Annotated in this window: 26 protein-coding genes; 14 read left to right on the top strand and 12 right to left on the bottom strand. The window is 35.1% G+C overall.

Translation table 11 applies throughout. The annotated features are described in order from the left end of the window. Positions 1-23 precede the first annotated feature (23 nt). The 4 genes from AC5P2S_RS09220 to AC5P2S_RS09205 form a co-directional block, all read right to left on the bottom strand. The gene (locus AC5P2S_RS09220) at positions 24-476 is read right to left on the bottom strand and encodes a MarR family winged helix-turn-helix transcriptional regulator (protein WP_283415474.1); all 453 of its coding nucleotides are present in this window, start codon (positions 474-476) and stop codon (positions 24-26) included. Between the two features lie 144 nt (positions 477-620). Next, on the bottom strand, positions 621-1,568 hold the full coding sequence (locus tag AC5P2S_RS09215) for an ABC transporter ATP-binding protein (protein ID WP_494554718.1): 948 nt from the start codon (positions 1,566-1,568) through the stop codon (positions 621-623). Between the two features lie 89 nt (positions 1,569-1,657). Next, positions 1,658-2,623: an iron chelate uptake ABC transporter family permease subunit gene (locus AC5P2S_RS09210; protein WP_494554717.1), complete on the bottom strand. Its 966-nt coding sequence runs from the start codon at positions 2,621-2,623 to the stop codon at positions 1,658-1,660. 13 nt (positions 2,624-2,636) lie between these two features. Continuing rightward, the gene (locus AC5P2S_RS09205) at positions 2,637-3,272 is read right to left on the bottom strand and encodes a TlpA family protein disulfide reductase (RefSeq protein ID WP_494554716.1); all 636 of its coding nucleotides are present in this window, start codon (positions 3,270-3,272) and stop codon (positions 2,637-2,639) included. Between the two features lie 85 nt (positions 3,273-3,357). On the opposite strand from AC5P2S_RS09205, the gene AC5P2S_RS09200 reads away from it, so the two are divergent. From AC5P2S_RS09200 to AC5P2S_RS09165, 8 genes are all read left to right on the top strand, one after another. Then, on the top strand, positions 3,358-4,488 hold the full coding sequence (locus AC5P2S_RS09200; protein WP_494554715.1) for a 2Fe-2S iron-sulfur cluster-binding protein: 1,131 nt from the start codon (positions 3,358-3,360) through the stop codon (positions 4,486-4,488). Then, the gene (locus AC5P2S_RS09195) at positions 4,488-5,111 is read left to right on the top strand and encodes a SanA/YdcF family protein (RefSeq protein WP_283415469.1); all 624 of its coding nucleotides are present in this window, start codon (positions 4,488-4,490) and stop codon (positions 5,109-5,111) included. Before AC5P2S_RS09200 ends, AC5P2S_RS09195 begins: the two co-directional genes overlap by 1 nt. A gap of 111 nt (positions 5,112-5,222) precedes the next feature. Beyond that, positions 5,223-5,717: a hypothetical protein gene (locus tag AC5P2S_RS09190; protein WP_494554714.1), complete on the top strand. Its 495-nt coding sequence runs from the start codon at positions 5,223-5,225 to the stop codon at positions 5,715-5,717. Positions 5,718-5,813: 96 nt separating this feature from the next. Then, positions 5,814-6,431 (top strand): uridine kinase, encoded by a 618-nt coding sequence (gene udk / locus AC5P2S_RS09185; protein ID WP_283415467.1) that lies wholly within the window; start codon positions 5,814-5,816, stop codon positions 6,429-6,431. Between the two features lie 13 nt (positions 6,432-6,444). Next, a complete protein-coding gene (locus AC5P2S_RS09180; protein WP_494554713.1) occupies positions 6,445-6,795 on the top strand; it encodes an FtsB family cell division protein in 351 nt (116 codons plus the stop codon). Positions 6,796-6,802: 7 nt separating this feature from the next. Beyond that, a complete protein-coding gene (locus AC5P2S_RS09175; protein ID WP_494554712.1) occupies positions 6,803-7,969 on the top strand; it encodes a methylmalonyl-CoA mutase family protein in 1,167 nt (388 codons plus the stop codon). Next, on the top strand, positions 7,969-8,415 hold the full coding sequence (locus AC5P2S_RS09170) for a DinB family protein (protein WP_494554711.1): 447 nt from the start codon (positions 7,969-7,971) through the stop codon (positions 8,413-8,415). The genes AC5P2S_RS09175 and AC5P2S_RS09170 overlap by 1 nt, the downstream gene beginning before the upstream one ends. Before the next feature lie 172 nt (positions 8,416-8,587). Next, positions 8,588-9,607: a pseudouridine synthase gene (locus AC5P2S_RS09165; RefSeq protein ID WP_494554710.1), complete on the top strand. Its 1,020-nt coding sequence runs from the start codon at positions 8,588-8,590 to the stop codon at positions 9,605-9,607. 73 nt (positions 9,608-9,680) lie between these two features. Here the strand turns inward: AC5P2S_RS09165 and AC5P2S_RS09160 are convergent, their stop codons facing one another. From AC5P2S_RS09160 to AC5P2S_RS09145, 4 genes are all read right to left on the bottom strand, one after another. Further along, positions 9,681-12,083, bottom strand: coding sequence for a hypothetical protein (locus tag AC5P2S_RS09160; RefSeq protein WP_494554709.1), 2,403 nt, complete (start codon positions 12,081-12,083; stop codon positions 9,681-9,683). Positions 12,084-12,194: 111 nt separating this feature from the next. Then, complete coding sequence (locus tag AC5P2S_RS09155; protein ID WP_494554708.1) at positions 12,195-14,414, bottom strand: NADP-dependent isocitrate dehydrogenase; 2,220 nt, start codon at positions 14,412-14,414, stop codon at positions 12,195-12,197. 150 nt (positions 14,415-14,564) lie between these two features. After that, positions 14,565-15,908 carry a DUF8740 domain-containing protein gene (locus tag AC5P2S_RS09150; RefSeq protein WP_494554707.1) on the bottom strand — a complete coding sequence of 448 codons (1,344 nt, stop codon included), beginning with the start codon at positions 15,906-15,908 and terminating at the stop codon, positions 14,565-14,567. A gap of 7 nt (positions 15,909-15,915) precedes the next feature. Continuing rightward, positions 15,916-16,365 (bottom strand): T9SS type A sorting domain-containing protein, encoded by a 450-nt coding sequence (locus AC5P2S_RS09145; protein ID WP_283415458.1) that lies wholly within the window; start codon positions 16,363-16,365, stop codon positions 15,916-15,918. 92 nt (positions 16,366-16,457) lie between these two features. On the opposite strand from AC5P2S_RS09145, the gene tpx reads away from it, so the two are divergent. Further along, complete coding sequence (tpx, locus tag AC5P2S_RS09140) at positions 16,458-16,955, top strand: thiol peroxidase (protein ID WP_283415457.1); 498 nt, start codon at positions 16,458-16,460, stop codon at positions 16,953-16,955. A 66-nt stretch (positions 16,956-17,021) separates the two neighbouring features. Then, positions 17,022-17,594 carry a Crp/Fnr family transcriptional regulator gene (locus AC5P2S_RS09135; protein WP_494554706.1) on the top strand — a complete coding sequence of 191 codons (573 nt, stop codon included), beginning with the start codon at positions 17,022-17,024 and terminating at the stop codon, positions 17,592-17,594. 51 nt (positions 17,595-17,645) lie between these two features. Here AC5P2S_RS09135 and tatC read toward each other — a convergent pair whose 3' ends face one another. Both tatC and AC5P2S_RS09125 read right to left on the bottom strand, forming a co-directional pair. Continuing rightward, the gene (gene tatC / locus AC5P2S_RS09130) at positions 17,646-18,464 is read right to left on the bottom strand and encodes a twin-arginine translocase subunit TatC (protein WP_283415455.1); all 819 of its coding nucleotides are present in this window, start codon (positions 18,462-18,464) and stop codon (positions 17,646-17,648) included. A 46-nt stretch (positions 18,465-18,510) separates the two neighbouring features. After that, positions 18,511-19,470, bottom strand: a complete 960-nt coding sequence (locus AC5P2S_RS09125; RefSeq protein ID WP_494554705.1) for a KpsF/GutQ family sugar-phosphate isomerase — start codon at positions 19,468-19,470, stop codon at positions 18,511-18,513. A 175-nt stretch (positions 19,471-19,645) separates the two neighbouring features. On the opposite strand from AC5P2S_RS09125, the gene recQ reads away from it, so the two are divergent. The 4 genes from recQ (at position 19,646) to AC5P2S_RS09105 (ending at position 24,453) form a co-directional block, all read left to right on the top strand. After that, the gene (gene recQ, locus AC5P2S_RS09120) at positions 19,646-21,856 is read left to right on the top strand and encodes a DNA helicase RecQ (RefSeq protein ID WP_494554704.1); all 2,211 of its coding nucleotides are present in this window, start codon (positions 19,646-19,648) and stop codon (positions 21,854-21,856) included. A 134-nt stretch (positions 21,857-21,990) separates the two neighbouring features. After that, the gene (locus AC5P2S_RS09115) at positions 21,991-23,061 is read left to right on the top strand and encodes a glycosyltransferase (RefSeq protein ID WP_494554703.1); all 1,071 of its coding nucleotides are present in this window, start codon (positions 21,991-21,993) and stop codon (positions 23,059-23,061) included. A gap of 13 nt (positions 23,062-23,074) precedes the next feature. Beyond that, on the top strand, positions 23,075-23,995 hold the full coding sequence (locus AC5P2S_RS09110) for a sterol desaturase family protein (protein ID WP_494554702.1): 921 nt from the start codon (positions 23,075-23,077) through the stop codon (positions 23,993-23,995). Next, positions 23,992-24,453 carry a hypothetical protein gene (locus tag AC5P2S_RS09105; protein ID WP_494554701.1) on the top strand — a complete coding sequence of 154 codons (462 nt, stop codon included), beginning with the start codon at positions 23,992-23,994 and terminating at the stop codon, positions 24,451-24,453. The genes AC5P2S_RS09110 and AC5P2S_RS09105 overlap by 4 nt, the downstream gene beginning before the upstream one ends. Positions 24,454-24,486: 33 nt before the next feature. Here AC5P2S_RS09105 and AC5P2S_RS09100 read toward each other — a convergent pair whose 3' ends face one another. After that, positions 24,487-24,903, bottom strand: a complete 417-nt coding sequence (locus AC5P2S_RS09100) for an NUDIX domain-containing protein (RefSeq protein WP_494554700.1) — start codon at positions 24,901-24,903, stop codon at positions 24,487-24,489. A gap of 33 nt (positions 24,904-24,936) precedes the next feature. After that, the gene (gene mnmC2, locus AC5P2S_RS09095; protein ID WP_494554699.1) at positions 24,937-25,611 is read right to left on the bottom strand and encodes a tRNA (5-methylaminomethyl-2-thiouridine)(34)-methyltransferase MnmC2; all 675 of its coding nucleotides are present in this window, start codon (positions 25,609-25,611) and stop codon (positions 24,937-24,939) included. Between the last annotated feature and the right edge of the window lie 10 nt (positions 25,612-25,621).

The following is a 25,621-nucleotide window of genomic DNA, read 5'->3' as shown; positions in this document are numbered from 1 at the left end:
GCGAGAATTTATCTTTTTTATAATTATTTCTTATGATTTAGTTCGTTTGCGATTTTCAGGATGTCTGTCATTACTTCCTTGAAAACTTCAAATTTCTCGGGTGCGATTCTTTCCAGAACTTTTTTATTAAAGTTAAGAACAACTTCTTTGGATAAATTTCTTGAATTAAGACCTTTATCAGTTAGTTTTATAATCACTTCTCTTTTATCAGTTGTGGTTTTCTCTTTATAGATATAACCATTGTCTTCAAGGAGCTTGATGATTCTTGTCAGAGAAGTAGGTTCTATTGCCATTTTAGGACCAAGATTCGTACTTCTCGTACCTTCTTTCGGGTCAATTTTCAGTAATGTAAGAGCTTGTACAGCGGTAGAATTGTATAAAGAAGCCTGATCCGAATACATTTTCGAAACAGCCAGCCAAGCCGATTTTAACATCAAGTCTACACTTTCAACTTTTTCAGTGCTTTTCTTTTCCATAATTTGAATCTTAAAGCGTTCTTTACAAATATAAAAAAAATACTATGCATGCATAGTATTTTTGTGTTAAGTTAATTAATTGATTGATTTGCAATGGTTTAATTATTATGCAAATCTTATTAATTAAAATTGTGAAAAATCTATTTAGTTAGGAATACCTTTTTTGATCAAGGTTTGCAGAGATTGTTTAATTTCCTGGAAATTATGACAATTGTCATAAAAATCATCCGAATTCAGTTCCCAAAAATCATTTTTAAACGTCAATTTAAATTTTCTTAAATCCTGAGAGAAGTTTTTTTGGAGATAAGAAAACATCATTTCTTTTTCCAATTTTGGCGCATCAATATCCGGCGAATGAAATGCCTGATTGAATTTTAAAATTTTTGGTGTTATCAATTCAGGATTGCTAAGAATGACTTCTTCGGAGATTCCGCTAATGAGTTTTTTATCTTTGATCCACCAGATTTTGTCAGAAAATTCTTTTGCCAATCGCCAATCGTGAGAAGAGAAAAGAATCAGTTTGTTTTCTGATTTAGCAAGATTTCTGAGAAGTGAAAGGATTGTTAATTTATTTTCTTCGTCTAAATGCGTGGTTGGTTCATCCAGAATAATGAAAGGTGAATTTTGGGCCAAAGCTCTTCCAATGAAGGCTTTTTGAAGATTACCGTCTGATAATTCAGTTAGTTTTTTGTTTTGATATTCTGATAAATTGAGTTTGTTTATGATTTCAGTAATTTCCAGTTTATCAGTTTCATTTAATTTAAAGTAGAATGAATAATGAATATATTTTCCGAGAGAAATCAAATCCGTAACCGTATAATTATCAGGGATTTCGGATTTTGAAAAAACAATGGCAACTTGAGAAGCTATTTCGTTTGAGTCTAATCTCTGAATTGATTTCCCATTCATGAAAATTTCGCCTTTTAAAAGCTTGTTTTGTCCAAGAATAGATTTGATTAAAGTGGTTTTTCCGATACCGTTATTTCCCATCAACAAGCAAACTTCGCCTAATTCCAAGGAAGAATCAATATCCGAAACCAAAGGATTTGAATAGCCGATTGTTGTGTTTTTTAATTCTAGGAAATTGCTCATCGCATTAATTCTCTTTTTTTGTCATTCCGAAGGAATCTCAGTATCGTTTAGATTCCTTCGGAATGACAAATATTGTGTTTAATTTTATATTATACTTTCTTCATCAACATCAACAATATCACAGGAATTCCAAAGAAGGTTGTAATAATATTAATCGGAAACTGACTCAGTTCCGAAATAATCGAAAAAACCTGCATTATAAAAATACCTAAAATAATATTCAGAATCCATTGATGCCAGAGTTGTGCAGGATTCCAGATCATTCTGCAAAAATGCGGAACGACAACGCCGATAAATAAAATAGGTCCTAAAAATGCCGTAACTGAAGCAGAAAGTAGAGAAGAAGCAACAATAATGCTGATTTTTAGTTTGGATTGACTGATGCCGAAACTTTGGGCATAAGCACTCCCGAGAGCATTTCCAATCAATGGTTTTATAGATCTGAAAGTGAAAATCAGTCCGATTAAAATTAAAACCGTAAGAATCGAAATTTGAACTAAACTCGCTTGGTTATTCGCTCCAAAAGTCCACAGCATATAATTTTTCAGACTTTGACTTTCCACATAAAACTGGAGAAACGAAACAACAGCGCCAGCCAAAGCCGAAATCAAAAATCCAAAAATAATAATGAAGCTTTTATCCCGAAATCGATTCGAAAATAAGAGTAAAATCATCATCAGAACAATACTTCCAACAATGGATGACAAACTGATAAAACTATTCTGTAAAAAATCCGGAATGACAATATTCTGTGAAAAGAAAATATAAAACGCAACAAATAGACTGGAAACCGAAGTGATTCCCAAAACATCAGGACCTGCCAAAGGATTCTTGAAATATTCCTGTAAAAGAAATCCGCTGGTCGGAATCGCTATTCCTATCAAAAGCATTGCCAAAGCACGATTAATTCTAAATCCGGCAATTTGAAAATTCTCAGATTCTGAATTGATAAAATCAGAAAAATTCAATTTTGCAAAACCAACATTGAGATTGATGAAAAACGCAATAATCGCCGATACGATTATCAATGTTACCAGAATAGGAAAACGTTTCATCAAGAATAAATTGTTATTTCAAAGATTTTTTCGGGCCAGAAATTCCTGCTTTTTCTTTATTCTCAACAACTTTTGCAGTGGAATTTTGAGCTAATAGTTTTTCGATCTTCTGATTTAGCATTTCTTCGCTCATAGAACCAACTGTTTCATCAGATTTATCACCTTTTCTAATCAAGGTAAAAGGAATCGCTTCACCATTCCAAGACTGGAAATTTTGCTTGAAAAACTCCTGATTCAAAAGTGTTCCGTCCAAAAGGACAACATTTTTTCTAATATCGTATTCATCCGCAAAATCGCTGACATCTGTTGTCCAATCTGTTTTATTGTCAAGACTTACGAATGTAAATTTCACAGGCTGATTGGTCAATTCTTCCATTTTTTTCTTGAAAAACGGAATCTCGTGCATGCATGGTCCACACCAGGTTGCAAAGAAATTGGTCACATAAAGAGTATCAGAATGATTTGATTTCAAAAAAGTTGAAATTTTTTCCGGAGAATATTCTTTCAGCTGTGCAACATCAGCTTCACTTTTAGTCGGTTCGACTTTTATAGAATCTTCTTTTGCTTCTTTTTCAGCAACTTTTTCATCGTTCTTTTTACAAGCTAAAAAGCTGAGTGATATGACTGAATATATAACTAGTTTTTTCATAATTTTATTTTCTTTAAAACTGAAAATCTCCCTTGCTATTTATGTTTTTTCTTTTGTCAATTTTCATTAAATTTGATTCTTGACAATGGAGAATCAATTAACAATCGCGAATCAACCTCAGTTTCACAGGCTAAAAATAGCTAAAAAACGACAATTGACCAAAAATGCATTTGAGCTGGAATTGGCAATTCCTGAGGAACTGAAACAGCACTATCAATATCAGGCCGGGCAATATGTAACGCTGAAATATCATTTCAATGAAAAAGAAATTCAGAATGATTATTCTTTCACATCGGCACCTTTTGAAAACAAAATTGATCTGGCGATAAAAATCAATGGCGACGAAAGCTCAACCGATTTCCTGTTCAGGAATTATCATATCGGTGACGAAATCTCTGTAAGTGAACCTTTGGGCAGATTTTTTCTTCCTTCAAGACCCAATGAAAAACGGACCATTCTTGCCTTTGCTTCCGGAATAGGAATTACACCAATTATAAGTCACATTAAGAATATTCTTCACAATGAACAGTTTGCCCGGATCTTTCTTTTCTATGGCAACAAAAGTTATGAGGATATTGTTCTGAAACAGGAGCTGGAAGATCTGCAGAAACAAAATGTCGGGAGATTCCAGGTTTATTATTTCCTGTCGCAAGAACTTGTTAAGGATAAGCTTTTCCAGGGACGATTGGATGAGAGAAAAATTTCTTTGATCATCAATCAGATTCTTCATTTGGATGAAGAGGATGAAGAATCGACAATTTGGGACAGTACAGACAAAGTTTTGATTTGTGGACCTGGTGCAATGATCAAATCCGTAGCAAATGCCTGCTATAACCACGGCATTCCGAAAAAGAATATTCATTTCGAATTATTCGAAGCTTTCAACGAAGACATCTATCCAACGGAAAAAGAGTTTCCTTTGATTGAGAATGTGAATGTTAAAATAAAATTCAATCATATTGAAAAAGATGGGATTATTCTAAAAAATAACGAACGCAAAATCCTTCAGCAATTATTGGATTTGGGTTATAAACTGCCTTATTCCTGCAAATCCGGAATCTGTGGAAGCTGTCTCTGCTATTTGAAAAACGGGGAAGTGGATATGACAGAAGACGAATATCTGACGGAAAATGAAAAACGCCAGGGAAAAATTCTACCTTGTGTTTCCATAGCAATGAGCAAAGATGTATATTTAGATTTTGATTTATATAACTAATGTTTAAGAAGGTTGCTGATTTTCTGAAGATTATTTTAAGGCTTGCAGAGCTGGGAATTTTGCTATTGATTTTAGCGAATTTCTGGGTCGTGGCCTTAACCAGCGGAAGAACTTATACGAAAATCAGCAAAGTTCCACCAAGAGATTGCGCTCTGGTTTTAGGAACTTCTCCCAAAATGCGTTCCGGAGTTGCCAATCCTTATTTCACAGCAAGAATGGATGCCGTCGGAACATTATATCATCACGGGAAAATCAAAAAAATCATTGTCAGCGGTGAGAAAAGTGAAAACTATGACGAACCTGCCGCCATGAAACGTTTTCTTGTTTACACAGAAGGCGTTCCCGAAAATATCATTATTGAAGATCCGAAAGGCTTCAATACGCATAAAAGTATTCTTCGTTGCAAAAATGTTTACGGTCAAAAAAATGTAATTATCGTTTCACAGGGCTTTCATAACCTCAGAGCATTGTTTTTTGCCAGAAATAATGGAATGAATGCACTTGGTTATGATGCTCAAGATGTTAGCAGAAACGAAAGCTTCTACAGAAATCACACCCGGGAATTTTTTGCCAGAGTTTTGGCTGTTTTCTATTATGTTTTGGGAATTTCTCCTGAAGAATAATACTCAATTTTGTTATAATTATCAGATAGGTGTTTTTTGATTTCTATCTTGGCAGATTCTTTGTAATTTATCTGTTATACTGAAAATGTATAATTTATAAAATCGAAGAAAATGAAAAATTCAATCAAAATGATATTAGCTGCTTTTGCAATGAGTTTAATTTCTTGTGTAGCGGCACCGGATTCATACAGTTACAATGACCCATATTCTCAAGGATATTCGGACGGTTATATTGATGGCTATTACAGGTCTCCTGACGGTTATTGGTATGCCCCAAATGTTATTTATCTGGATAATAATAACAATTATTACAGAAACGGAGCGATATATAATTCCAATAGCAGAGTGAGAAATAATATTGTTATCTCGCCTAGACGAAACTCGATGCATAATGAGAATATCAGAATTCAACCTGCAAGAAGCCAGAGAAATACTGGAATGATTAATCAAAATAATGTGAGATCTCAACCTGCCACCGGAAACCGAAATAATACTCGTGTTGAACCAACAAGAAGGAATCAGAATAATATAAGAACATCTCCACAAAAACAGGTTCAACCTCAAACTGAAAATCGTTCCACCGAAAATAGCGGAAGACGAAAATAGAAAGAGCTGCAGATTGCAGCTTTTTTTTGTGCAATTAATTCGGATTTATTTTTATTCTGAAAAAAAAATTATAGTATTTTTGTAAAAAATGTAGAGATGCTCGTGATTGGTATAGCCGGAGGAACAGGCTCCGGGAAGACAACAGTTGTTAATAAGATTCTTCAACAGCTTAATTTAGAAGGTGTTAATGTGCTTTCTCAAGATAATTATTACCACGATAATCCTAATTTGACCTTATCAGAAAGAGAAGTTCTCAATTACGACCACCCAAAATCAATTGATTTTGAACTCTTGCTGGAACATGTCAAGGCACTTAAAAATCATCAGAACATAGAACAGCCGATTTATTCTTTCGTAACACACTCCAGAACCGGCGACTACGTTACAGTAGAGCCAAGAAGTGTTTTGATAGTGGAGGGAATTTTGGTTTTAACCAACAAAGAATTGTTGAAAGAGTTTGACCTGAAAGTATTTGTTCATGCAGATTCTGACGAGAGATTAATCAGGAGAATCCGCAGAGATACGCAGGAAAGGGGAAGAGATCTGCAAGAAGTTCTTCACCGTTACCAGACGACATTGAAACCGATGCATCAGGAATTTATTGAGCCTTCCAAAAACGAAGCCGATTTGATTGTTCCGAATATGAAACAGAATTCTGTAGCCATTGATTTCTTAACAACAGTGATAAACAATTCTCTAAAAAAAGTTCATTAATAAAATATTTATTATGAAAGAATTAATCAAAGATATCAAGAAAAAATCGCCGACACTTAAGTTTTTCCAGACTTATGTGTTCAACAAGTATGTGTTGACATTGGTTGGATTTTTGGTTTGGATGATATTTTTTGACAGCACTTCTTTTCTGGTTATCAATGAACTGAATGGTGAAATCAGCCGTTACGAAAGCCAACGCGAATTCTACAAAACAGAATATGAAAAGAATGACAAATTCTACCGTAAGCTGATGAACAACAAGCAGGAAAAGGAAAAATACGCCCGTGAAAATTACTTTATGAAAAAGCCGAATGAGGAGATTTTCATATTAGTAGTAGATAGTTCTAAAATTGCAAAAAAATAATATAAAAATGAGTTTCATAGAAAGTACATTGGAAGATTGGGAAAAGCTTGTAAAGAAGCAACTCAAGACAGAAAATATTTATGAAATTCTTTCTAAAGATAATCTGGAAAATATTGAGGTAAAACCTTATTATCAAAACAATTCCGAAACCAAAATTCTTCCAAAAGTAGAAGAAAGTACACATCTTGTGGCAGAATATCAAGATGGTTTGAAACAACAGGCTTTCGCTGTTCTATTGAATGAAAATAATGAAGGTTTGCAGGAAAAGACAATTTTCATCAACAATCCGGATTTGGCAGAACATATTTTGACCGAAGAAACCAATCGTTATTTTTCTTTAGTTGATGTTTTTTCTGATGATAAAACTGCAGAAATCAATGAACACATGGCAGGCGAATTATTATCGAAAGCCTTTGAAAGACAAATTGGAATTGACGTAAGTCTGCATCAAAATGCCGGTGCATCCATTATTCAGCAATTGGCTTTTGCTTTGGCGAAATCTAAAGAATTAGTAGAAAAATTCGGTACGGAGATTCTTGAAAAGCTCGTTTTCCGATTGGCTATTGGTTCCAATTATTTTTTCGAAATGGCGAAAATCCGGGCTTTTAAATACCTGTTTAATCAGCTTTCCAAAGAATTTGATAAAGATTTGATTCCTTACATTTTTGCGGAAACGTCGTTCAGAAATAAAGCTAAAAACGATGAAGAAAATAATCTGATTCGGTCCACTTTGGAATTGGCTTCAGCGATGATTGGCGGTGCGGATGCGGTTTTTTCCAATGATTATAAAATCGAGAATCAAACAGAACTTTCCAAAGAAATATCTTTTAAACAACAGATAGTTTTAGCTTATGAAAGTATCATTAACGTTTTCGAAGACGCGTCTTCCGGAAGTTATTTCGTAGAAAATATCACGCAGCAATTCGCTGAAAAGTCCTGGAGATTATTCCTTGAAATTGAAGAAAAAGGCGGTTATCTGGTATTGTTGAAATCCGGGGAGATCCAGAAAATGATTTTTGAGCACGCAACAAAAGAACAAAGCTGGGTTGAAGAAGGCAAAATCAAATTGATTGGTGTCAACCTTTACCCCAAATTAGAAGTTAAGAAAACAGTTGATGAGCTTTATAATGCTGATGAAATTAAGAAAGTTCGTTTGGCAGAAATGTTTGAGTAATGAAAGAACATTTCCAAGATCTTTTAGAATATAACCTGCATTTTAATCAATTACTGATTCAGGATTTTTTGGAGAATAATTCTGTGTGGCCGGAAAAAGGCAAAAATCTCCTCAATCATATTCTGAATGCGCATCAGATTTGGAATGCAAGAATCCTTAATCAAATTACATTCGGAGTTTGGCAGATTAATGCTGATAATTCATTATTGAATATTAATTCAGATAATTACAATCATAGCTGTAAAATTCTTAATGAACGAAACCTTGATGAAATCATTACTTATAAAACATCTAAGGGACAGGAATTCAGCAATTCGATTCAGGGGATTTTATTTCATTTTATCAATCATTCCACTTATCATCGTGGTCAGATTGCAATGCTGATGAAGGAAGCAGGTTTGGAACCTATTGCTACTGATTATATATTTTTTAAAAGAAAAAATTAAGATTACATTATTTTCAATTTTCGTTAAAATCAATCCATAATTCGGAATTCATATGTAGATATTTATTGTTTTTTATTTCTCATATGCAATTGCTATATCTTCATTGACGTTTGCATTTCCAAATAATGGCGATTTCTTAACTAATTCACTATCTTTGCAAAAATTTTAGAAAATGAGCGGAGACGGAAATCAATCAGGTAGAAACAGAAAACCAAGACCATCTGGAGGCAGCAGACCTTCCGGAAACTCCCGTAGCTCCAGTGATAGCAGAGGAAATTCTGGAAGTGGAAAATCTTTCGGAAATTCAAAAGGTCCAAAAACTACAAGAGGTGGAAACCGTTTTGACAGCCGAGACAAATATGAAAACGGCGATAGAAAATTTGGTCCGAAAAAACCTTTTAGCAGAACTGAAAAAGACGAAAATAAAACGAAATCTTTTATCCAGAAAAGAAGATTCGATAAAATAAGCAAATCGGTTCCGAAAGAATCCATAAGGCTTAATAAATATATTGCCAATTCCGGGATTTGCAGCAGGAGAGAAGCGGACGAACTGATTACACAAGGTCTTGTGGAAGTGAACGGGAAAGTGGTGACCGAAATGGGTTACCAGGTTCAGAAAACAGACAGAGTAGTTTTCGATGGACAAAATATCACGCCGGAAAAACCGGTTTATGTTCTATTGAACAAACCAAAAGGTTATATCTCGACCACCAAAGACGAGAAAGCGAGAAAAACGGTAATGGATCTGACGGCGAATGCGTCGCCATACAGAATTTTCCCTGTAGGAAGACTCGACAGACAGACAACTGGCGTTATTCTTTTGACGAACGACGGACATATGACGAAAAAGCTGACGCATCCGTCTTTTAATATGAGAAAGATCTACCACGTGACACTGGATAGAAAATTATCCATTGAAGATTTGAAATCAATTGCAGAAGGCATCCGTTTGGAAGAAGGTGTTGCAGAAGTGGACAGCATCTCCTACATCGAAGGAAAACCGAAAAATGAGGTTGGAATCGAAATCCACATCGGCTGGAATAGAGTCATCAGAAGAATTTTCCAAAAGCTCGGATACGAAGTGGAAGCGCTCGACAGAGTGATGTTTGCCGGATTAACTAAGAAAAATATCAAACGAGGGCATTGGAGAATCCTTACGGAACAAGAAGTTAACAACTTGAAAATGTTATAAATTAAAAGACTGAAATTTTTCAGTCTTTTTTTATTTTCAAATTATATAAATATTCTTTTTTAAAAAAATAATCTTATTTCACTTCATCGTAATAAAGAAGCTTGTCATCTTTATCAAAACTAATGATCGTAATTTCCCGATTTTTAGCTTCATCATTATTAAAGAATATGGCTCTTGCAGGAAGTCCGGATTCTGGAGTTAGATTAGGATTCCAATAGAGAAGTTCACGTGTATCTTTTACGACTTTTTTATAAGCATCGCTGGTAATATCGGGTTGTTCGAAATCAACCGCTTTATCATAACCTCTCAAAATTGTTTTGTTGTTCAGTTCTTTTTTGTCATTTTCGGCAGCTAACATATTGCCTCGTTTTGTATAGATTGCAACAGCATTACCAACCAGTCCGTCATTTTTCAAAATCTTCACCATTGCAATATTGCTGACAGGGAGAGAATTGATCATACTTGCATCAACAGGCATTTCATCTAAATATAATTTAGCTTGTGAGCCACGGATACTTGGAATATAATTACCGGAACTATCCATTGTGAAGGTCAATCCTGCAGCCCTGCCTTGCAACCATTGCATAATATTGAGAGAAGTTTGCGCATCCTGATTTTCATTAACCAAATCAAAAATAGTCGCGTTCATTCCACTGAATCTTCCGCTTGATAATTCTTTATCCAATTTTTCTTTCAAATCAACTTTCTTTGCAGTAACTTGGACTTCTTCAATCTGAGTTTCTTCGTTAGCAGCTTTTAATATCTGTTGATTTTTTTTGTTTTGAAGTGCTTTGGCAACATCGGAACTCATTTGAGCATTTTGTGAAGATTCTGCCAAACGATAATTGGTTGCCGGTAAATTACCTTTGTAGATAATATTGTTTGTCAACGGTTGAAAATAAATATTGACATTGTCAGATTCGGAAGCTTTACTTTTATCCTGATTCAAGTAATAAGAAATAATCAAAGGTTCATCAAAATAAATATTGTTGAGATAGATAAAACCATTGTCATCCGTTACAGCCTGAGAAATTCCTTTATCTATTCCTCCTGCATTAAATAATAGATTGACGCTTTTATTTGGAATGATGCGACCATTATTAGTGACTTTTCCTTTGAACGATAAATTGGATTCGGGTTTATATTTGATTTCAGGCGTTTTTCCGGTTAAAAGAGAATCCCAATCAAATCTTTTCCAACTTTCTGAAATTAATAAAGCATCTAACGCATCTGCATTGGCATTCTTGGAAAAATACTGAGCCGGTGAAAAAATAGGAGATGAGATATCACCTGTCAGCCAAAGCGCACTTAGGATATTATTATCATTTGTACTTTCAGTTTTGGTGTTTTCTTTTACTAAAACTGTATAACTTGGATAATCTGTATCAGGTTCTAATTCAAAGCTGTTGAAGGCACGAGGCTCATTATTAAGAGATGTTGATGCAAAAGTAGGCTGCTCAATCATCAGATTTTTTGGTTTAACGAAACACAATCTTTTAGCAACAACTTCTTCTTTATCATTGAATATCACCAATTGCAACACCGCATTTTTATCATCACTGATTTTTGTAGGAATTTTACTGGAAATTTCTACTGAAGCATTTTTGATGTTAGCTCTGTAAACCATTTGATTATTAATGATTCCAACAATACTGTGACCTTTTAAACCTTCCGGAAGATTGCTGCTCTTTAATGTATAATTGATTCCGTCGTTACCGCTTGATATCTGCAGATTAATCCCGGAATTAGCTACAGCTGGCAAAGCAACAGTTTGTTTAGTTCCTTTATTATCCTCAATAATCACTTTGTAATTTTTCCCGGCTTTTGGTGTTAGATTAAAAATACTGACGTTTTGATCCAATCCTTTGAAACTAATTAATTTTTCAGTGGGTTTTTCTGCATCGATGACATAACCGCTCCAGCTCGCAGGAGGAATACCTTGAGAGAATAATCTTACAGCAATTTTCGTATTAATATTCTCAATAAAAGTTCCACTTTCCGGAAAAGCATTAGCTGTCCATTTGGTGTTTTTATCAAGAATTAATCTTTGTTCGGATTTAGGATTGTAAATCGGAACCTGTTTCATAAAATTAAATTCCTCTGGAAAATTAGCCATCCAAGCTGTATAAGCTCTAAAGAAATATATGTCTTCTTTTAAAGCTTCTGTTAGAACAAACGAGCCGTCGCCTTCGCCGTTTTTAAGCGCAATAGTTCTTTTATCAACTAGATTTTTGTTGTGGTCGTATAACTCGACAAACAAAGTATTGGAAATGGTTGAGCGTCTGTAGCCATCGAAAACAAAAGATTTGAAATAGATATTATCGCCGACAACATAATTGTCTTTGTCCAATAGAACATAGACTTTCTCCTGCGAATAATTTTGTTCCAGATTCTGAATAGCTTTATCTATTCTTCCCTGAGCTTTAAACTGCAAAATCCCAACAACATAGATAAAAAAAATAAAGATTTTTTTCATATCAAAAAGCGTCATAAATATTAATTTTAATTTCTTTCTGCAAATTAATTAAACAAAAGAAAACCCTCAACATTTGTTAAGGGTTTTATATTAATTTTAACAGGAATAAGATTAGATTCCGTTTACAATTTCATTAAGTGTTGCAGACGGTCTCATTGCAGAATCAGTTTTATCAAAATCCGGTCTGTAATAGCCGTCAATTTCCTGAGGCTTACCTTGAGCACCAATCAATTCTTCATTGATCTTACTTTCGTTTTCTGTCAATGCTTTTGCAACTGGAGTAAATTTCGCAGCAATATCAGCATCTTTGCTCTGGTTTGCCAAAGCTTCTGCCCAATAAGTTGCCAGATAGAAATGTGAACCTCTATTATCAATTGTTCCTAATTTTCTTCCCGGAGATTTGTCTTCTGCTAAGAATTTAGCATTTGCTTCATCCAAAGCATCTGCTAAAATCTGTGCTTTCGGATTGTTCTGAGTCTGAGCCAAATGTTCCAAAGAAGCCTGCAATGCTAAGAATTCACCCAAAGAATCCCAACGCAAATAACCTTCCTCGATAAACTGCTCGATGTGTTTAGGTGCAGAACCACCGGCTCCGGTTTCGAACAAACCACCGCCATTCATCAATGGAACAATAGATAACATTTTTGCAGAAGTCCCCAATTCCAAAATAGGAAATAGGTCGGTCAAATAATCTCTCAAAACATTTCCGGAAACCGAAATCGTGTCTTTGCCTTCTCTTGCTCTTTTAAGCGTTTCTGTCATTGCGTCTTTCACATCAAGGATTCTGATGTCAAGCCCGGTTGTGTCGTAATCTTTAAGATATTTCTCAACTTTTTTAATGATTTCTCTATCGTGCGCTCTTGCCTTATCTAACCAAAAAATAGCAGGTGTGTCCGATAATCTCGCTCTGTTGACAGCTAATTTCACCCAATCCTGGATTGGAGCATCTTTGGTCTGACACATTCTGAAAATATCAGATTTCTCAACTTTTTGCTCCAAAAGAACGTTTCCGTTTTCGTCAAGAACTTTTACAGTTCCGTCAGCTTCAGCCTGGAAAGTTTTATCGTGCGAACCATATTCTTCCGCTTTTTGAGCCATCAAACCAACATTAGGAACAGAACCCATTGTTGTTGGGTCCAGTTTTCCGTTAGCCTTCATATCATCAATGGCAGCCTGATAGAATCCTGCGTAAGAACGGTCCGGGATAATAGCAACCGTATCATCTTCCGCACCGGTTTTGTCCCACATTTTTCCGCCATTTCTGATCAATGCCGCCATAGAAGCATCAACGATGATATCGGAAGGAACGTGGAAATTAGTGATGCCTTTGTCCGAGTTGACCATCGCTACTTTTGGTCCTTCGGCTAACGCTTTATCAATGTCCGCTTTGATTTCCGCTTCCTGAGGAATTCCGGCAATTTTATCGTAAAGATTTTGTAACCCGTTGTTTGGATTGATATCCAGAGATTTGAAAGTCTCAGCATATTTAGAGAAAACATCTTTGAAGAACGTCTCAACAATAGCTCCGAAGATAATCGGGTCAGAGATTTTCATCATTGTTGCTTTCAAGTGCGCAGAAAGAATGACACCTCTTTGTTTTGCTTCATCGATTGCTGTCTGAACAAAAGCCTTCAATGAGTTAAGGTTCATTACAGAAGAATCGATTACTTCACCAGCTTTAAGATTTGCAAAATCTTTCAGAACTTTTTCAGAACCGTCATTTCCGAAGAATACAATTCTGTAATTAGAATCCTTTTCAACCGTAGTAGAAGTTTCTGTTCCGTAGAAATCGCCCCTGGTCATATGCGCCACATCTGTTTTGCTGTCAGCACTCCAGTCACCCATTTTGTGCGGGTTTGCTTTTGCATAGTTTTTAACTGCTTTAGGCGCACGTCTGTCTGAGTTCCCTTCTCTTAGAACAGGGTTTACAGCAGAACCTAAGACTTTAGCATATTTAGCTTTGATTGCTTTTTCTTCGTTATTTTTTGGTTCAGCAGGATAATTTGGAACTGCGAAACCCTTTGATTGCAATTCTGCAATAGCCTCATCTAATTGAGGAACAGAAGCAGAAATATTTGGTAATTTAATAATGTTCGCTTCCGGAGTAGTTGCCAATTCACCCAATTCCGACAAAGCATCTCCGATTTTTTGGTCATCAGTCAAGAATTCTGGAAAATTAGCCAGGATTCTCCCTGAAAGTGAAATGTCTTTTGGAACGATGTTAACGTCTGCAACCGAAGTAAAGGCCTTAACGATAGGCAAAAAAGAATGGGTTGCAAGCATTGGCGCTTCATCCGTAAGCGTGTAGATAATTTTTGATTTTTCTGACATTATAGTAGTTGATTTTATTTACTGTTTTTTCAAAACAGACAAATTTAGTGTTTTTATAATAATTTTCTAACATCAGAAATATGATTTTTGAGTGTTTTTCAACTGATTAGAATAAAAAAAGACTGTCTTTTAAGACAGCCTCGTGTATAATTATTGTTTTTGAACTATATAACTTGATGTATTGAAATCTAATTTTACAGAATAATTGCCAGGTTCTGGAACATTAATGAAACCTTGACTAGCAAGTGTTAATATATTATTTTCTCCTCCATATTGAATTGTGCCGTTTCCAGTATATGAATCTGTAAAATATATCACCGCAGGATTAGTAGTGGTGAAATATCCTGTAAATATATTCGAAGATGAAGACATAGTTATTGATTGATTTCCTACTGTTCCATCAGTGTAGTAAACTTTTGTATAAAGAGTTGCAGGAGGTGTGAAGGTCTTAACAGTCTGATAAGTTCCGGAGCCATTAAAATTAATTTTTGTTTTCAAAACATTACTTGTCGGAGTATATATATCTGATCCATTATAATCTAAACTTCCATCATTCAAATTGTCTCCAAAAGTATATGTTCCTAATTTTATAGAATTGTTGATGGTCGTAGGGTAAGTATTTTTATAATTAAAATTAGTGGAAGTATAATTGGTATAATCATAATTCATAGTTACACCTCCATACGAAATATTTATAGGAGAAATCTGATAGTAATTACTTTGACTTACCGAAATACTGTAATATCCATTAGAAGGAATCTTGATGGCATTACCGTTTTGAGTTAAATTTCCGGATAATCCATCACTACTACCTAAAATTACATTTCCTGTTTGATCTGCTAAGAATTTAATTTGGTCTCCTGATTTTAGATAAATGAAACCATTAAAACCAGAACCAAACGGTTGAATATTTTTGCCAAATTCAATCGAAGATGTCGCAGACCAATTATTAAAAGAACCATATAAATATAAGTTTGATGGACTTGTGCTTGATGAATTTGAAGTTGGTAAAGATAGTTGTCCAGCATCATTTACTTTCACTTCATAAGGAGTTCCGTTCGGAGAGACCAAAGTAATTCCTTGTCCAGGTCCAGTCACAACCGTTTTACTAACTTGGGAATAAGGCACACTCATCAACTGATTTACGCCAACATTTGTATAATTACTTCCGCCAGCTGGATCCATTTCTACTTTTACAAATTTCGGATTCGTTCCCCAATTGATTCCGCCGAAGTTTCCTGTAGTTGCAGTTCCTTGTCCGATATTAAGGTTAACCAAACCTTTGGAATTGGTTGTTTTAGTATGAGTTTCAGTATATAAAACATTTCCTGTTGCAGAATTGTCCAGGATGCTGATTCTAAAGTTGACGTTTCCATTAGCAATTGGTGCACCAGCAGAATTGAAAGCAATGGTCTGGTAACTGAAAGCCTGGGGAACTTGCGAATAAGCTAATGAAGCTAAAAATAAGCTAAAAGCGATGTAGAGTTTTTTCATTTGGTTTTTATTTTTTTATAATTTTTATAGGTTTAATGTCTGTATTTGTGAAATAAAGCAGATAAATTCCTGTATTTAGGGAACGTAAATCTATCTTATCCGATTTTATTTTTGTTTTAAAAACCATTCTGCCGGAATTATCGTAGATAACCGCTTCATCTATCTTATTTTTCGAACTCAATTTCAGATTGATAAAATCTGCTGTTGGATTCGGATAGATTTTGACATCGTCTTTTAAAATTTCATTGATTCCCAAAACCTTTAAAGTGGTTTGGTACAAGATTCCCAGTGTCCCAGAACTGGCATCGTCCGGATTAGACGCTATTACATAGATTTCTCCAACAGAATGGTTAAAGGAATTCTCAGAAACTGCACCGGAATTGATATTACCAATGACCGACTGAGCGCTTGCCAACAAGGGAAAAACCAGTAATACACTAAGATTGATTTTTTTCATCGTGTATATAATTTTGGCTGCGAAAATATGAAATTTATTAATGTTATTTAAATTAAAAATATCTAATTTTGAATCTTAATAAAAATAGAACAATGTCACAAATTACATTCAAAGGAAATCCTATTCATACTGTAGGCAGTTTGCCGGAAGTTGGAACTGTTGCTCAGGAATTCACATTAGTTGGAGCAGATCTGTCGGAAAAGCATCTGGCGGATTATACAGGAAAAAAAGTGTTGCTGAATATCTTCCCAAGCATTGATACTGGCGTTTGCGCCGCTTCTGCAAGACAATTCAACAAGGAAGCGAGTTCTTTGGAAAATACCGTTGTTATAAACGTTTCCAGAGATTTACCTTTTGCTCTTAACAGATTTTGTGCTGCTGAAGGCCTTGATAATGTAGAAGTGTTGTCAGATTTCAGAGGTAATTTCGGAGAAGATTATGGTGTGACTTTGGATGATTCTCCTTTGAGAGGATTATTGAGCAGAGCTGTGGTTGCTTTGGATGAAAAAGGAACTGTAATTTACACGGAGCAAGTTCCGGAAATAGGTCAGGAACCAAATTACGAAGCGGCTGTAAATGCCTTGAAATAAAATTTCGAATAAAATTATTCTTTATAACGGGAAATCTACTATTTTAGATTTTCCGTTTTTTCATTTATGGACATATTAAAAAGTATCTATCAGCATCCTGCATTTTCCGAAGGAGATCTTAATCTTATCTTCAGCAAACATCAAAAAATCAATTATAAAAAAGGTGATTTTTTCTTAAGGGAAAATGACATCCTCAATTCATATTTTGTTTTAGAAAGCGGTGTTGTGCGATCTTTCGTTTATGATATTGATTCTAACGACATCACCATTAATTTCTTTACAGAATCTGATATTGTGATAGAAGCATCATCATTATTTCAAAGGATCCCTTCGATAGAAAATATTCAGGCAGAGACGGATTGCTCGGTTTGGAAAATCAGCTATGATGATTTCCAGGAACTGTTTCATAGTATTCCGGCGTTGACAGAATGGGGCAGAGCGTGGATGTCTTATCAGTTGTTTTATCTCAAAAACCGTTCTGTGGAAATGATTACCAAATCGGCAACAGAACGTTATTTAGACTTAATTCAAGAAAAACCTGACGTTCTGAAATTTGCGCCACTTAAAAATGTAGCGTCCTATCTGGGGATCACGGATACATCACTCAGCAGAATCAGAAAGGAAATCGTGAAGGGTTAATTTATCTTTAATAAAAAAATCAGCAATATTAATTACTGATTTAGTTTTTAATTAAATTTCTTTTTTGAGTTCCCGCTTCTGGATTTTCTTATAAACAATATTCGACATCAGTATACTGAATTCATAAAGAATTACCAAAGGCAATGCTGCTGCCATCATACTCAGGACATCTGCCGGTGTGATAATCGCTGCAACAACCATTATTAAAACAATGGCATGCCTTCTGTAAGTTTTCAGGAATTTTGGAGTCAGAATTCCAATTGATGTTAAAATGTAAACTGCAATTGGAAAAAGAAAAACCACACCCATCCCCATTGTGACCTGTAAAAATAGAGTAGTGTAATCTGACAAGTCAAACAGCTGAACGATATTATCGGAAACTTTGAACAACAATCCGAAGTTAATTGCAAAAGGCAAAATCAAAAAATAACCTGTTAAGACTCCAGCCATAAAAAGCATCCAGATCGAATTGATATAGAAGATCGAATTCTTTTTCTCATTGGGCATCAAAGCCGGGCTGATAAATTTCCACAGTTCCCAAATGATATAAGGAAAAGCTAGAACAAGACCCGAGAAAATTGAAACCGCCATCATCACATTGAATTGCTGGAACAACTGCTTCTGCTGGACACTGAAGTGAGCCGGTAAAATAAAACTATCATTGCCGGTCAATTCTCTGGAAAAATGATTCACAATTCGGAAAGTTAAAAAGTCATTTCTTGTAGGACCAAAAAAGATATGATCCATTACCCAGTTGATGTTAAAACCAACTACAATTGCTAAAATAACAATTGCTAAAATAGATCTCACAAGATGTGACCTCAACTCTCCAATATGTCCAAGGAAGGACATTTCCTTTTCTTCGCTCATTATTCTATATTAATGATATATTGATAATTGATTCAAAAATTTACACTTAATTAATACCTTCGTCCAATAAAGTATGGATATCGATAATCCCGTAATATTTGCCTTGATCTGTCACTACAAGCTGACCGATATTGAATTCTTTCAAAATTTGCATCGCTTCTTTTGCAAGATTATTTTTGTTAATCGTTTTTGGGTTTTTACTTGTGATGTCAGACGCTTTAACCTTTGAGATGTCATCCTGATTTAGAAGCATTCTTCGGATATCTCCGTCTGTAATTACGCCAACAATTGTTTCGTTTTCTATCACTACGGTAATTCCGTGTTTTGAACCGCTGACAGAGATGATGACATCCCTGATTCCTGATTCCGGAGAAACTTGCGGCTTATTTTGAGAAACAAATTGTTCAACTTTTGCAGTCAGATTTTTACCGAGACTTCCACCTGGATGAAATTTAGCAAAATCAATATCTTTAAATCCATTAAGTTCCATCAAACAAACGGCTAAAGCATCACCCAAAGCCATCTGAACAGTGGTTGAACTTGTCGGAGCTAATTTATTAGGACATGCTTCTTTGTCAACGTGTGTATTGAGAACAATATCTGCAGCTTTTCCTAATTTACTTTCAGGATTTCCTGTCATCCCGATTAAAGCGGATGAGTAATCTTTCAGAAATGGAAGAAGATTGACAATCTCCGGAGAATTTCCGGAATAGGAGATACACAATATTACGTCTTGTTTCTGGATCACACCAAGATCGCCGTGGATCGCTTCTGCAGCATGTAAAAATTGAGACGGCGTTCCGGTAGAATTAAGCGTTGCAACAATTTTATTGGCAACGTGAGCCGATTTTCCAATCCCCACAATAATTAATTTCCCTTTCGATTCATTGATGGTTAAAACACTTTTTATGAAGCTGTCATTCAATCGGTTTCTGAGATTGGTCAACTCGTTTATTTCTATATCCAGCGCTTGGTGGGCGTTTGCGATTATTCCTTTTGGATCCAAAATTTTAAATTTTTAATTATTTTTTTTAATAATATTTATTTTGTATCTTCACGCTAATAATTTAACAGAGCAAAATGAAGTTTTTTAGCTTCATTTTTTTATCCCTAAAATTCAGGATTTACCATTAATGTATAACCTTTCAATAAAATGCAAATTTAGCAAACTATATTAAAGGATGAGCACAAAAGACATCAACTTATCTGCGGAACTCAAAAAATATTTCGGATTTTCAAAGTTCAAAGGACAACAGGAGCAGATTATTCAGGAACTTCTAGGTGGAAAAGATGTGTTTGTTTTAATGCCGACTGGTGGTGGAAAATCACTTTGTTACCAGTTACCGGCATTGATTTCTGAAGGAACAGCCATCGTTGTTTCTCCATTAATTGCATTGATGAAAAATCAGGTAGATGCTGTAAACGGTTTATCTTCGGATGAAGGTGTGGCTCACGTTCTCAATTCTTCTCTTAACAAATCCCAGACAAAACAGGTGATGGATGATATTACGGCTGGCAAAACAAAGCTGTTGTATGTTGCTCCGGAATCCTTAATCAAAGAAGAATATCTCGAATTTTTGAGAGATGTGAAAATATCTTTCGTTGCCATTGACGAAGCCCACTGTATCTCGGAATGGGGACATGATTTCCGCCCGGAATACAGAAACCTGAAAGGCATTATTGATAAGATCGCGGATGTTCCCGTGATTGCTTTAACGGCTACTGCAACGCCAAAGGTTCAGGATGATATTCAGAAAACTTTAGGAATGAACAATGCTCTAGTTTTCAAAGAAAGTTTCAACAGAGCTAATTTATATTACGAGATTCGTCCAAAAGTGAATGTTGATAAAGAGATTGTCAAATTCATCAATCAGCATAAAGGGAAATCCGGAATTGTCTATTGCCTCAGCAGAAGAAAGGTGGAGGAATTTGCTCAGCTTTTACAGGTTAATGGGATCAATGCGTTACCTTATCATGCCGGGTTGGATCAAAAAACAAGAGTTGCTAATCAGGACAAATTCCTGATGGAAGAAGTGGATGTGATTGTTGCAACTATTGCATTCGGAATGGGGATTGACAAGCCTGATGTTCGTTTTGTAATTCATTATGATATTCCAAAATCTTTGGAAAGCTATTATCAGGAAACCGGACGCGCCGGAAGAGACGGAGGAGAAGGTTATTGCCTGGCATTCTATGATCCGAAAGATATTGAAAAATTAGAAAAATTCCTGGCTCAAAAACCTGTTTCCGAAAGAGAAATCGGACTACAGCTTCTGAATGAAGTGGTTGGTTATGCAGAAACATCCATGAGTAGAAGACAATATCTGCTGTATTATTTTGGAGAAAAATTCGATCCGGTGAAAGGCGAAGGTGCAATGATGTGCGATAATTCCCAGAATCCGCCCAAGTTAAAGGATGCAGCTAGGGATTTGAAAAAAGTGTTGGAAATGATCAAATCTTTGGGAGAAAAATTCCGTACAAAAGACCTCATCACTATCATTGCCGGTAAAGAAACGGCTGTTACCAAATCTTATAAACTGGAGCAGACAGAATTCTTTGGATTCGGAAAGGAAGAAACGGACAACTATTGGAAGTCGATTATCAGGCAAGCGACTGTTCAGGATTTTCTTAGAAAGGATATCGAAACTTATGGTGTTCTGAAAATTTCTGAAAAAGGAAATGATGTGATCTCAGGAAAATACAAAGAACCGTTTTTGATTGCTGAAGACAGAGAATATGATCTGACTCAGATCAAGCAAAAAACTGACAGTGAGCAAGTTCAGATTCAGGCTGGTGGCGGACTGGATCAGTTGTTATTCGGGCAGTTAAAGGATCTTAGAAAAACTGTGGCTAAAAAACACGGCATTCCGCCTTATACGGTTTTTATGGATCCAAGCCTGGAAGATATGACAGTACAATATCCTATAACAGTGGAGGAAGTTGCGAAAATCTACGGTGTAGGTGAAGGTAAAGCCAGAAAATACGGAAAAGAATTCGCTGATTTTATAAAGAAATATGTTGAGGATAACGGCATAGAAAGAACTCAGGATCTTGTAATGAAACAGGTGGCCAATAAATCCAGCCACAAGGTTTTTATTATTCAAAATACTGATAAAAAGATAGATCTGGAGGATATCGCAAAAGCAAAGCATCTATCAATGAGCGATCTTCTTTCTGAAATGGAAAGTATTGTTTACCAAGGAACAAAGCTTAATATCGATTATTACATTGAAGAAAATTTTGACGAAGATGTTGTAGATGATTTTATGGATTTTATGAAAAACTCAGAGAGTGACAGTATGAAAACACTACTGGCTGAATATGGCGATGATCTCACAGATGATGAAGTGAGAGTTCTCCGGATCAAATTTATCAGTGATGTTGCTAACTAAATATAATAATTGTCGGAAAACTTTCCGGCATTTTTATTTATAGGAATTCCCATTTTGGTTTTGTAATTTTGATTGATGAAATCGCTAAACAAATAGTGATTTAGATCAACATTGAAAAAAATGAGCATCTACGTATGAAAAAGTCAATCATTTTCATATTACCCGATTTGGAAACTGGAGGAGCGGAAAGAATTGTGACAACAATTGCCAATCATCTTCCCAGGGACAGGTTTTCTCCTTCTATTCTTTTGTTGAGAAAAGAAGGCGCTTATCTTGATTTTCTGAAACCCGATGTTGAAATTATCGATATCCAGACTCCGAGAATCAGACATTCTCTCAAACCGATTCTGTTAGAAATAAAAAGAAGAAAACCGGATATTGTCTTTTCGGGTTTTGGAGAAATAAATGCATATTTGTCTTTGTTTACAAGATTATTTCCGAATACAAGATTCATTGCCCGGGAGACTAATGTTGTCTCGCAACACGTGACGAGGAAAGAGATCAGATTTTTTTATAAATTCTATAATAGTTATGATAAAATCATTGCTCAAAGTAATGATATGCAAAATGATCTGATCAAAAATTTCGGCATCAAAAAAAAGAAATTGGTTAAGATCAATAATCCTGTGGATGTTAATTTTATTGAAGAAAAACTTAATGAATCTGAACGTCCGGCAGAATTTTCTCATCAGCACAAAAATGTGGTTGCCATTGGAAATCTATCAGCAAGAAAAGGTTTTGATAATCTTCTGAAAGTTTTTTCAAGACTTAAAAATCAGAATATTTTGCTTCATATTCTGGGAGATGGACGTGACAAGGAAATGTTGATTCAGATGAAAGAGATGTTCGGTTTGGATCATGTTATTTTTCATGGTAAAAAAAGTAATCCTTATCAATATCTCAAGTTTGCGGATCTTTTCATTTTGTCATCACGTTACGAGGGTTTTCCTAATGTCCTTTTAGAAGCAGGAGTTTGTGGAATTTATTCCTTAACCAATAATTGTCCCGGCGGGATTGACGAAATTATTATTGATCAAATCAACGGCGAAATAGCTGATATCGAGGATTATGATAACTTTGCAGATAGAATAAAACACGCTGTTTATAAAAATAATAACAGAGAAAATATTAAAGAATCTATTAAATCCAGATTTTCCAAAGAGATTATCCTGAAAAAATACGAAGATCTTCTTGGGAATTTATAAGAACTAATTAAACATGTTAGACGAAATATTCAGTGAAAATGGTCAGGGGATTATTTATATGTGGTCTATCCCAATCCATGCTATTGTCATTTTAGGCGAGATGATCTACAGTCATTTCAACCGGGAAAAATTATACGAGACCAAAGACGTTTTATCCAATGTTTATCTGGCTATTCTCAATTATGGATTAGATCTTCTGATGAAAGGAGTATCTATGGCTGTGATGTTTTTCTTTTACCATCATCGCCTTTTTACTTGGGAATTCAATGTTTGGTATTTTGTAGCTGTTTTTGTTTTGCAGGATTTTGCTTATTATGTTTTGCATTATGTAGATCATCATTCCAGGGCATTTTGGGCAGTTCATATTACACATCATAGTTCGGATCATTTCAATATAACAACAGGCTTCAGAAGTCCTGTTTTACAACCGTTATACAGGTATTTGTACTTTTCGCCATTGGCATTTTTAGGATTCAATCCTTGGCATATTATGGTTGCCTATTCGGTTTTACAGGTTTATGGGACTTGGGTGCATACGCAGACTGTTAAGAATCTTGGTTTCCTGGAATGGTTCATGGTTACACCTTCACATCATAGAGTTCATCACGCCTGCAACATTCGTTATCTGGACAGGAATATGGGAATGGCGCTGATTATATGGGACAGAATTTTTGGAACATTTGAAAAAGAAGTTCCCGAAGTTCCGATCAAATACGGAATCTATCCCAAAATGGAGGACAAAGGTCCTGTGAATTTAGTTTTCTACGAATGGAAAAAAATTGCAAAAGACCTGAAACAGCCTGACTTAAAATTTACAGATAAACTAAAATATCTTTTCTATTCTCCAGGCTGGCGACACGACGGAACGGGTAAAACCGTTAGAGACTATCAGCGTGAAGAATTAGAAAGAAGAATGAAAAAACAAGTGTCATGATTATAAAAAAATTGATCCCATTCATTGGAGTATTATTGATTTTAATTAATTGCAATTCATCAGTTAAATCAGGAGACTCAACTCTTAATGAAGAAATCCCTTACAGAGAAGCGAAAAATTATTTCGTTAAAAATAACATTGATGCTGCGATTGACAATCCGAAATTTGAAACGCAGGGAGAATTCGACCAGGTTTTTGGAATGGCAACAACAATGGGAGAGAACGGAAAACCAACGCCAGTTGATTTTTCTAAAGAATTTGTCATCGCACAAATCGAAGATCCTTCAAACCAAAGTGTAGAACTAAAGCCGGTTTCAATCCGAAAGAACGCAAATATTCTTGAGGTTAAATACAGAAAATTGGTTGGAGAAAATCAATCTTACACAACTCAAACTGCAATGATTTTGATTATTGATAAAAAATACGAAGGCGATGTTAATTTCGTTGAAGTAAAATAATTATAAAGAAATTAAATAAAAAATTCCTGAATTTTAATTCAGGAATTTTTGTTTTGCTATGTCGAAAACGCGTTTATCAATTGGTAATGGAAAAGGATTTTCAGCTTCTAACGGAATCCATTCTGTCTTTTCTATGCAAGGATCTAAGATTAGTAAATCTTCTTCATTTAAGATTTCAACCAAGTAATAAATTGTAATCAATTGCTCATTATCCCGGAATCTGGAAACCAGAAAATCGTCTTGTGTATAAAAGTGGTCTTTAATTTCAATCTCAAGATTCAGTTCTTCCTGGAACTCTCTCTTCAGGCATTCTAAAGTGCTTTCTCCATATTCCAATCCGCCGCCGGGCAATTTAAGAAGATGATCTCCGGCATATTCCTCGTGAAGTGCAAGAACTTTGTTGTCTTTTATACAAAGTGCATACACCCGAATGTTGATTTTGTCTATCATATATTGTGATTTGCAGTGCCTAATTTAGGGAAATTATTTTTTCCAGGCATTGATCATTTCTCTTTTTCCGGGAGGACCTTGTTTTTTCTCTACTTCAAATCCTAATTCCTGCAAGGCTCGTCTCACACTTCCTTTGGAAGAATAGGTTGTCAGCAAGCTTCCTGTTTTCATTTTGGAAGCAACAATCTCAAATAATTCTTTCTCCCAAAGATCAGGCTGTACTCTGGCTCCGAAACAGTCAAAATAAACCAGATCAACAGGAGGTAAGTCCATGTTTTTTATATTAAAGAAGTCGTCTTTTATTTTTTTAAGATAAAAATTAACATCTAGTTCAACTAATTTTTCCCATTCTGTTTCATGGATTTTAAGAGACATATTTTGGACAATTGGGTTCGGAAATAATTCAGAATAAGACAATTCGGTCGCTTCTTGCAAAAAAATCGGATATTTTTCCACACCAAAATAATTGATTACATGATTTTTGTCATTTCTCAAATATTCATCAAATGTTACCAAAACGTTAAGACCTGTTCCAAAACCCAACTCTAAAATATTAATTTCACAACTATTTATCAAATTAAGTCCATTTTTGATAAATACGTGATTGGCTTCCTGAAGTGCACCGTGTTTAGAATGGTATGTTTCTTTTAATTCACTGATTAATAAAGTTTTACTACCGTCGCTGGTGCTGATTAATTCTCTTTTCAAAGTATTTTTT

The sequence above is a fragment of the Epilithonimonas sp. 33E genome, assembly GCF_059372615.1.
The sequence above is the reverse complement of the archived record's forward strand: the minus strand, read 5'-3'. Positions and strand labels throughout refer to the sequence as shown.

Excerpts from the sequence above, each read along its gene's own strand:
- AC5P2S_RS09220 (WP_283415474.1), bottom strand. The coding sequence starts at position 476 with ATGGAAAAGAAAAGCACTGAAAAAGTTGAAAGTGTAGACTTGATGTTA.
- AC5P2S_RS09215 (WP_494554718.1), bottom strand. The coding sequence starts at position 1,568 with ATGAGCAATTTCCTAGAATTAAAAAACACAACAATCGGCTATTCAAAT.
- AC5P2S_RS09210 (WP_494554717.1), bottom strand. The coding sequence starts at position 2,623 with ATGAAACGTTTTCCTATTCTGGTAACATTGATAATCGTATCGGCGATT.
- AC5P2S_RS09205 (WP_494554716.1), bottom strand. The coding sequence starts at position 3,272 with ATGAAAAAACTAGTTATATATTCAGTCATATCACTCAGCTTTTTAGCT.
- AC5P2S_RS09200 (WP_494554715.1), top strand. The coding sequence starts at position 3,358 with ATGGAGAATCAATTAACAATCGCGAATCAACCTCAGTTTCACAGGCTA.
- AC5P2S_RS09195 (WP_283415469.1), top strand. The coding sequence starts at position 4,488 with ATGTTTAAGAAGGTTGCTGATTTTCTGAAGATTATTTTAAGGCTTGCA.
- AC5P2S_RS09190 (WP_494554714.1), top strand. The coding sequence starts at position 5,223 with ATGAAAAATTCAATCAAAATGATATTAGCTGCTTTTGCAATGAGTTTA.
- udk (WP_283415467.1), top strand. The coding sequence starts at position 5,814 with ATGCTCGTGATTGGTATAGCCGGAGGAACAGGCTCCGGGAAGACAACA.
- AC5P2S_RS09180 (WP_494554713.1), top strand. The coding sequence starts at position 6,445 with ATGAAAGAATTAATCAAAGATATCAAGAAAAAATCGCCGACACTTAAG.
- AC5P2S_RS09175 (WP_494554712.1), top strand. The coding sequence starts at position 6,803 with ATGAGTTTCATAGAAAGTACATTGGAAGATTGGGAAAAGCTTGTAAAG.
- AC5P2S_RS09170 (WP_494554711.1), top strand. The coding sequence starts at position 7,969 with ATGAAAGAACATTTCCAAGATCTTTTAGAATATAACCTGCATTTTAAT.
- AC5P2S_RS09165 (WP_494554710.1), top strand. The coding sequence starts at position 8,588 with ATGAGCGGAGACGGAAATCAATCAGGTAGAAACAGAAAACCAAGACCA.
- AC5P2S_RS09160 (WP_494554709.1), bottom strand. The coding sequence starts at position 12,083 with ATGAAAAAAATCTTTATTTTTTTTATCTATGTTGTTGGGATTTTGCAG.
- AC5P2S_RS09155 (WP_494554708.1), bottom strand. The coding sequence starts at position 14,414 with ATGTCAGAAAAATCAAAAATTATCTACACGCTTACGGATGAAGCGCCA.
- AC5P2S_RS09150 (WP_494554707.1), bottom strand. The coding sequence starts at position 15,908 with ATGAAAAAACTCTACATCGCTTTTAGCTTATTTTTAGCTTCATTAGCT.
- AC5P2S_RS09145 (WP_283415458.1), bottom strand. The coding sequence starts at position 16,365 with ATGAAAAAAATCAATCTTAGTGTATTACTGGTTTTTCCCTTGTTGGCA.
- tpx (WP_283415457.1), top strand. The coding sequence starts at position 16,458 with ATGTCACAAATTACATTCAAAGGAAATCCTATTCATACTGTAGGCAGT.
- AC5P2S_RS09135 (WP_494554706.1), top strand. The coding sequence starts at position 17,022 with ATGGACATATTAAAAAGTATCTATCAGCATCCTGCATTTTCCGAAGGA.
- tatC (WP_283415455.1), bottom strand. The coding sequence starts at position 18,464 with ATGAGCGAAGAAAAGGAAATGTCCTTCCTTGGACATATTGGAGAGTTG.
- recQ (WP_494554704.1), top strand. The coding sequence starts at position 19,646 with ATGAGCACAAAAGACATCAACTTATCTGCGGAACTCAAAAAATATTTC.
- AC5P2S_RS09115 (WP_494554703.1), top strand. The coding sequence starts at position 21,991 with ATGAAAAAGTCAATCATTTTCATATTACCCGATTTGGAAACTGGAGGA.
- AC5P2S_RS09110 (WP_494554702.1), top strand. The coding sequence starts at position 23,075 with ATGTTAGACGAAATATTCAGTGAAAATGGTCAGGGGATTATTTATATG.
- AC5P2S_RS09105 (WP_494554701.1), top strand. The coding sequence starts at position 23,992 with ATGATTATAAAAAAATTGATCCCATTCATTGGAGTATTATTGATTTTA.
- AC5P2S_RS09100 (WP_494554700.1), bottom strand. The coding sequence starts at position 24,903 with ATGATAGACAAAATCAACATTCGGGTGTATGCACTTTGTATAAAAGAC.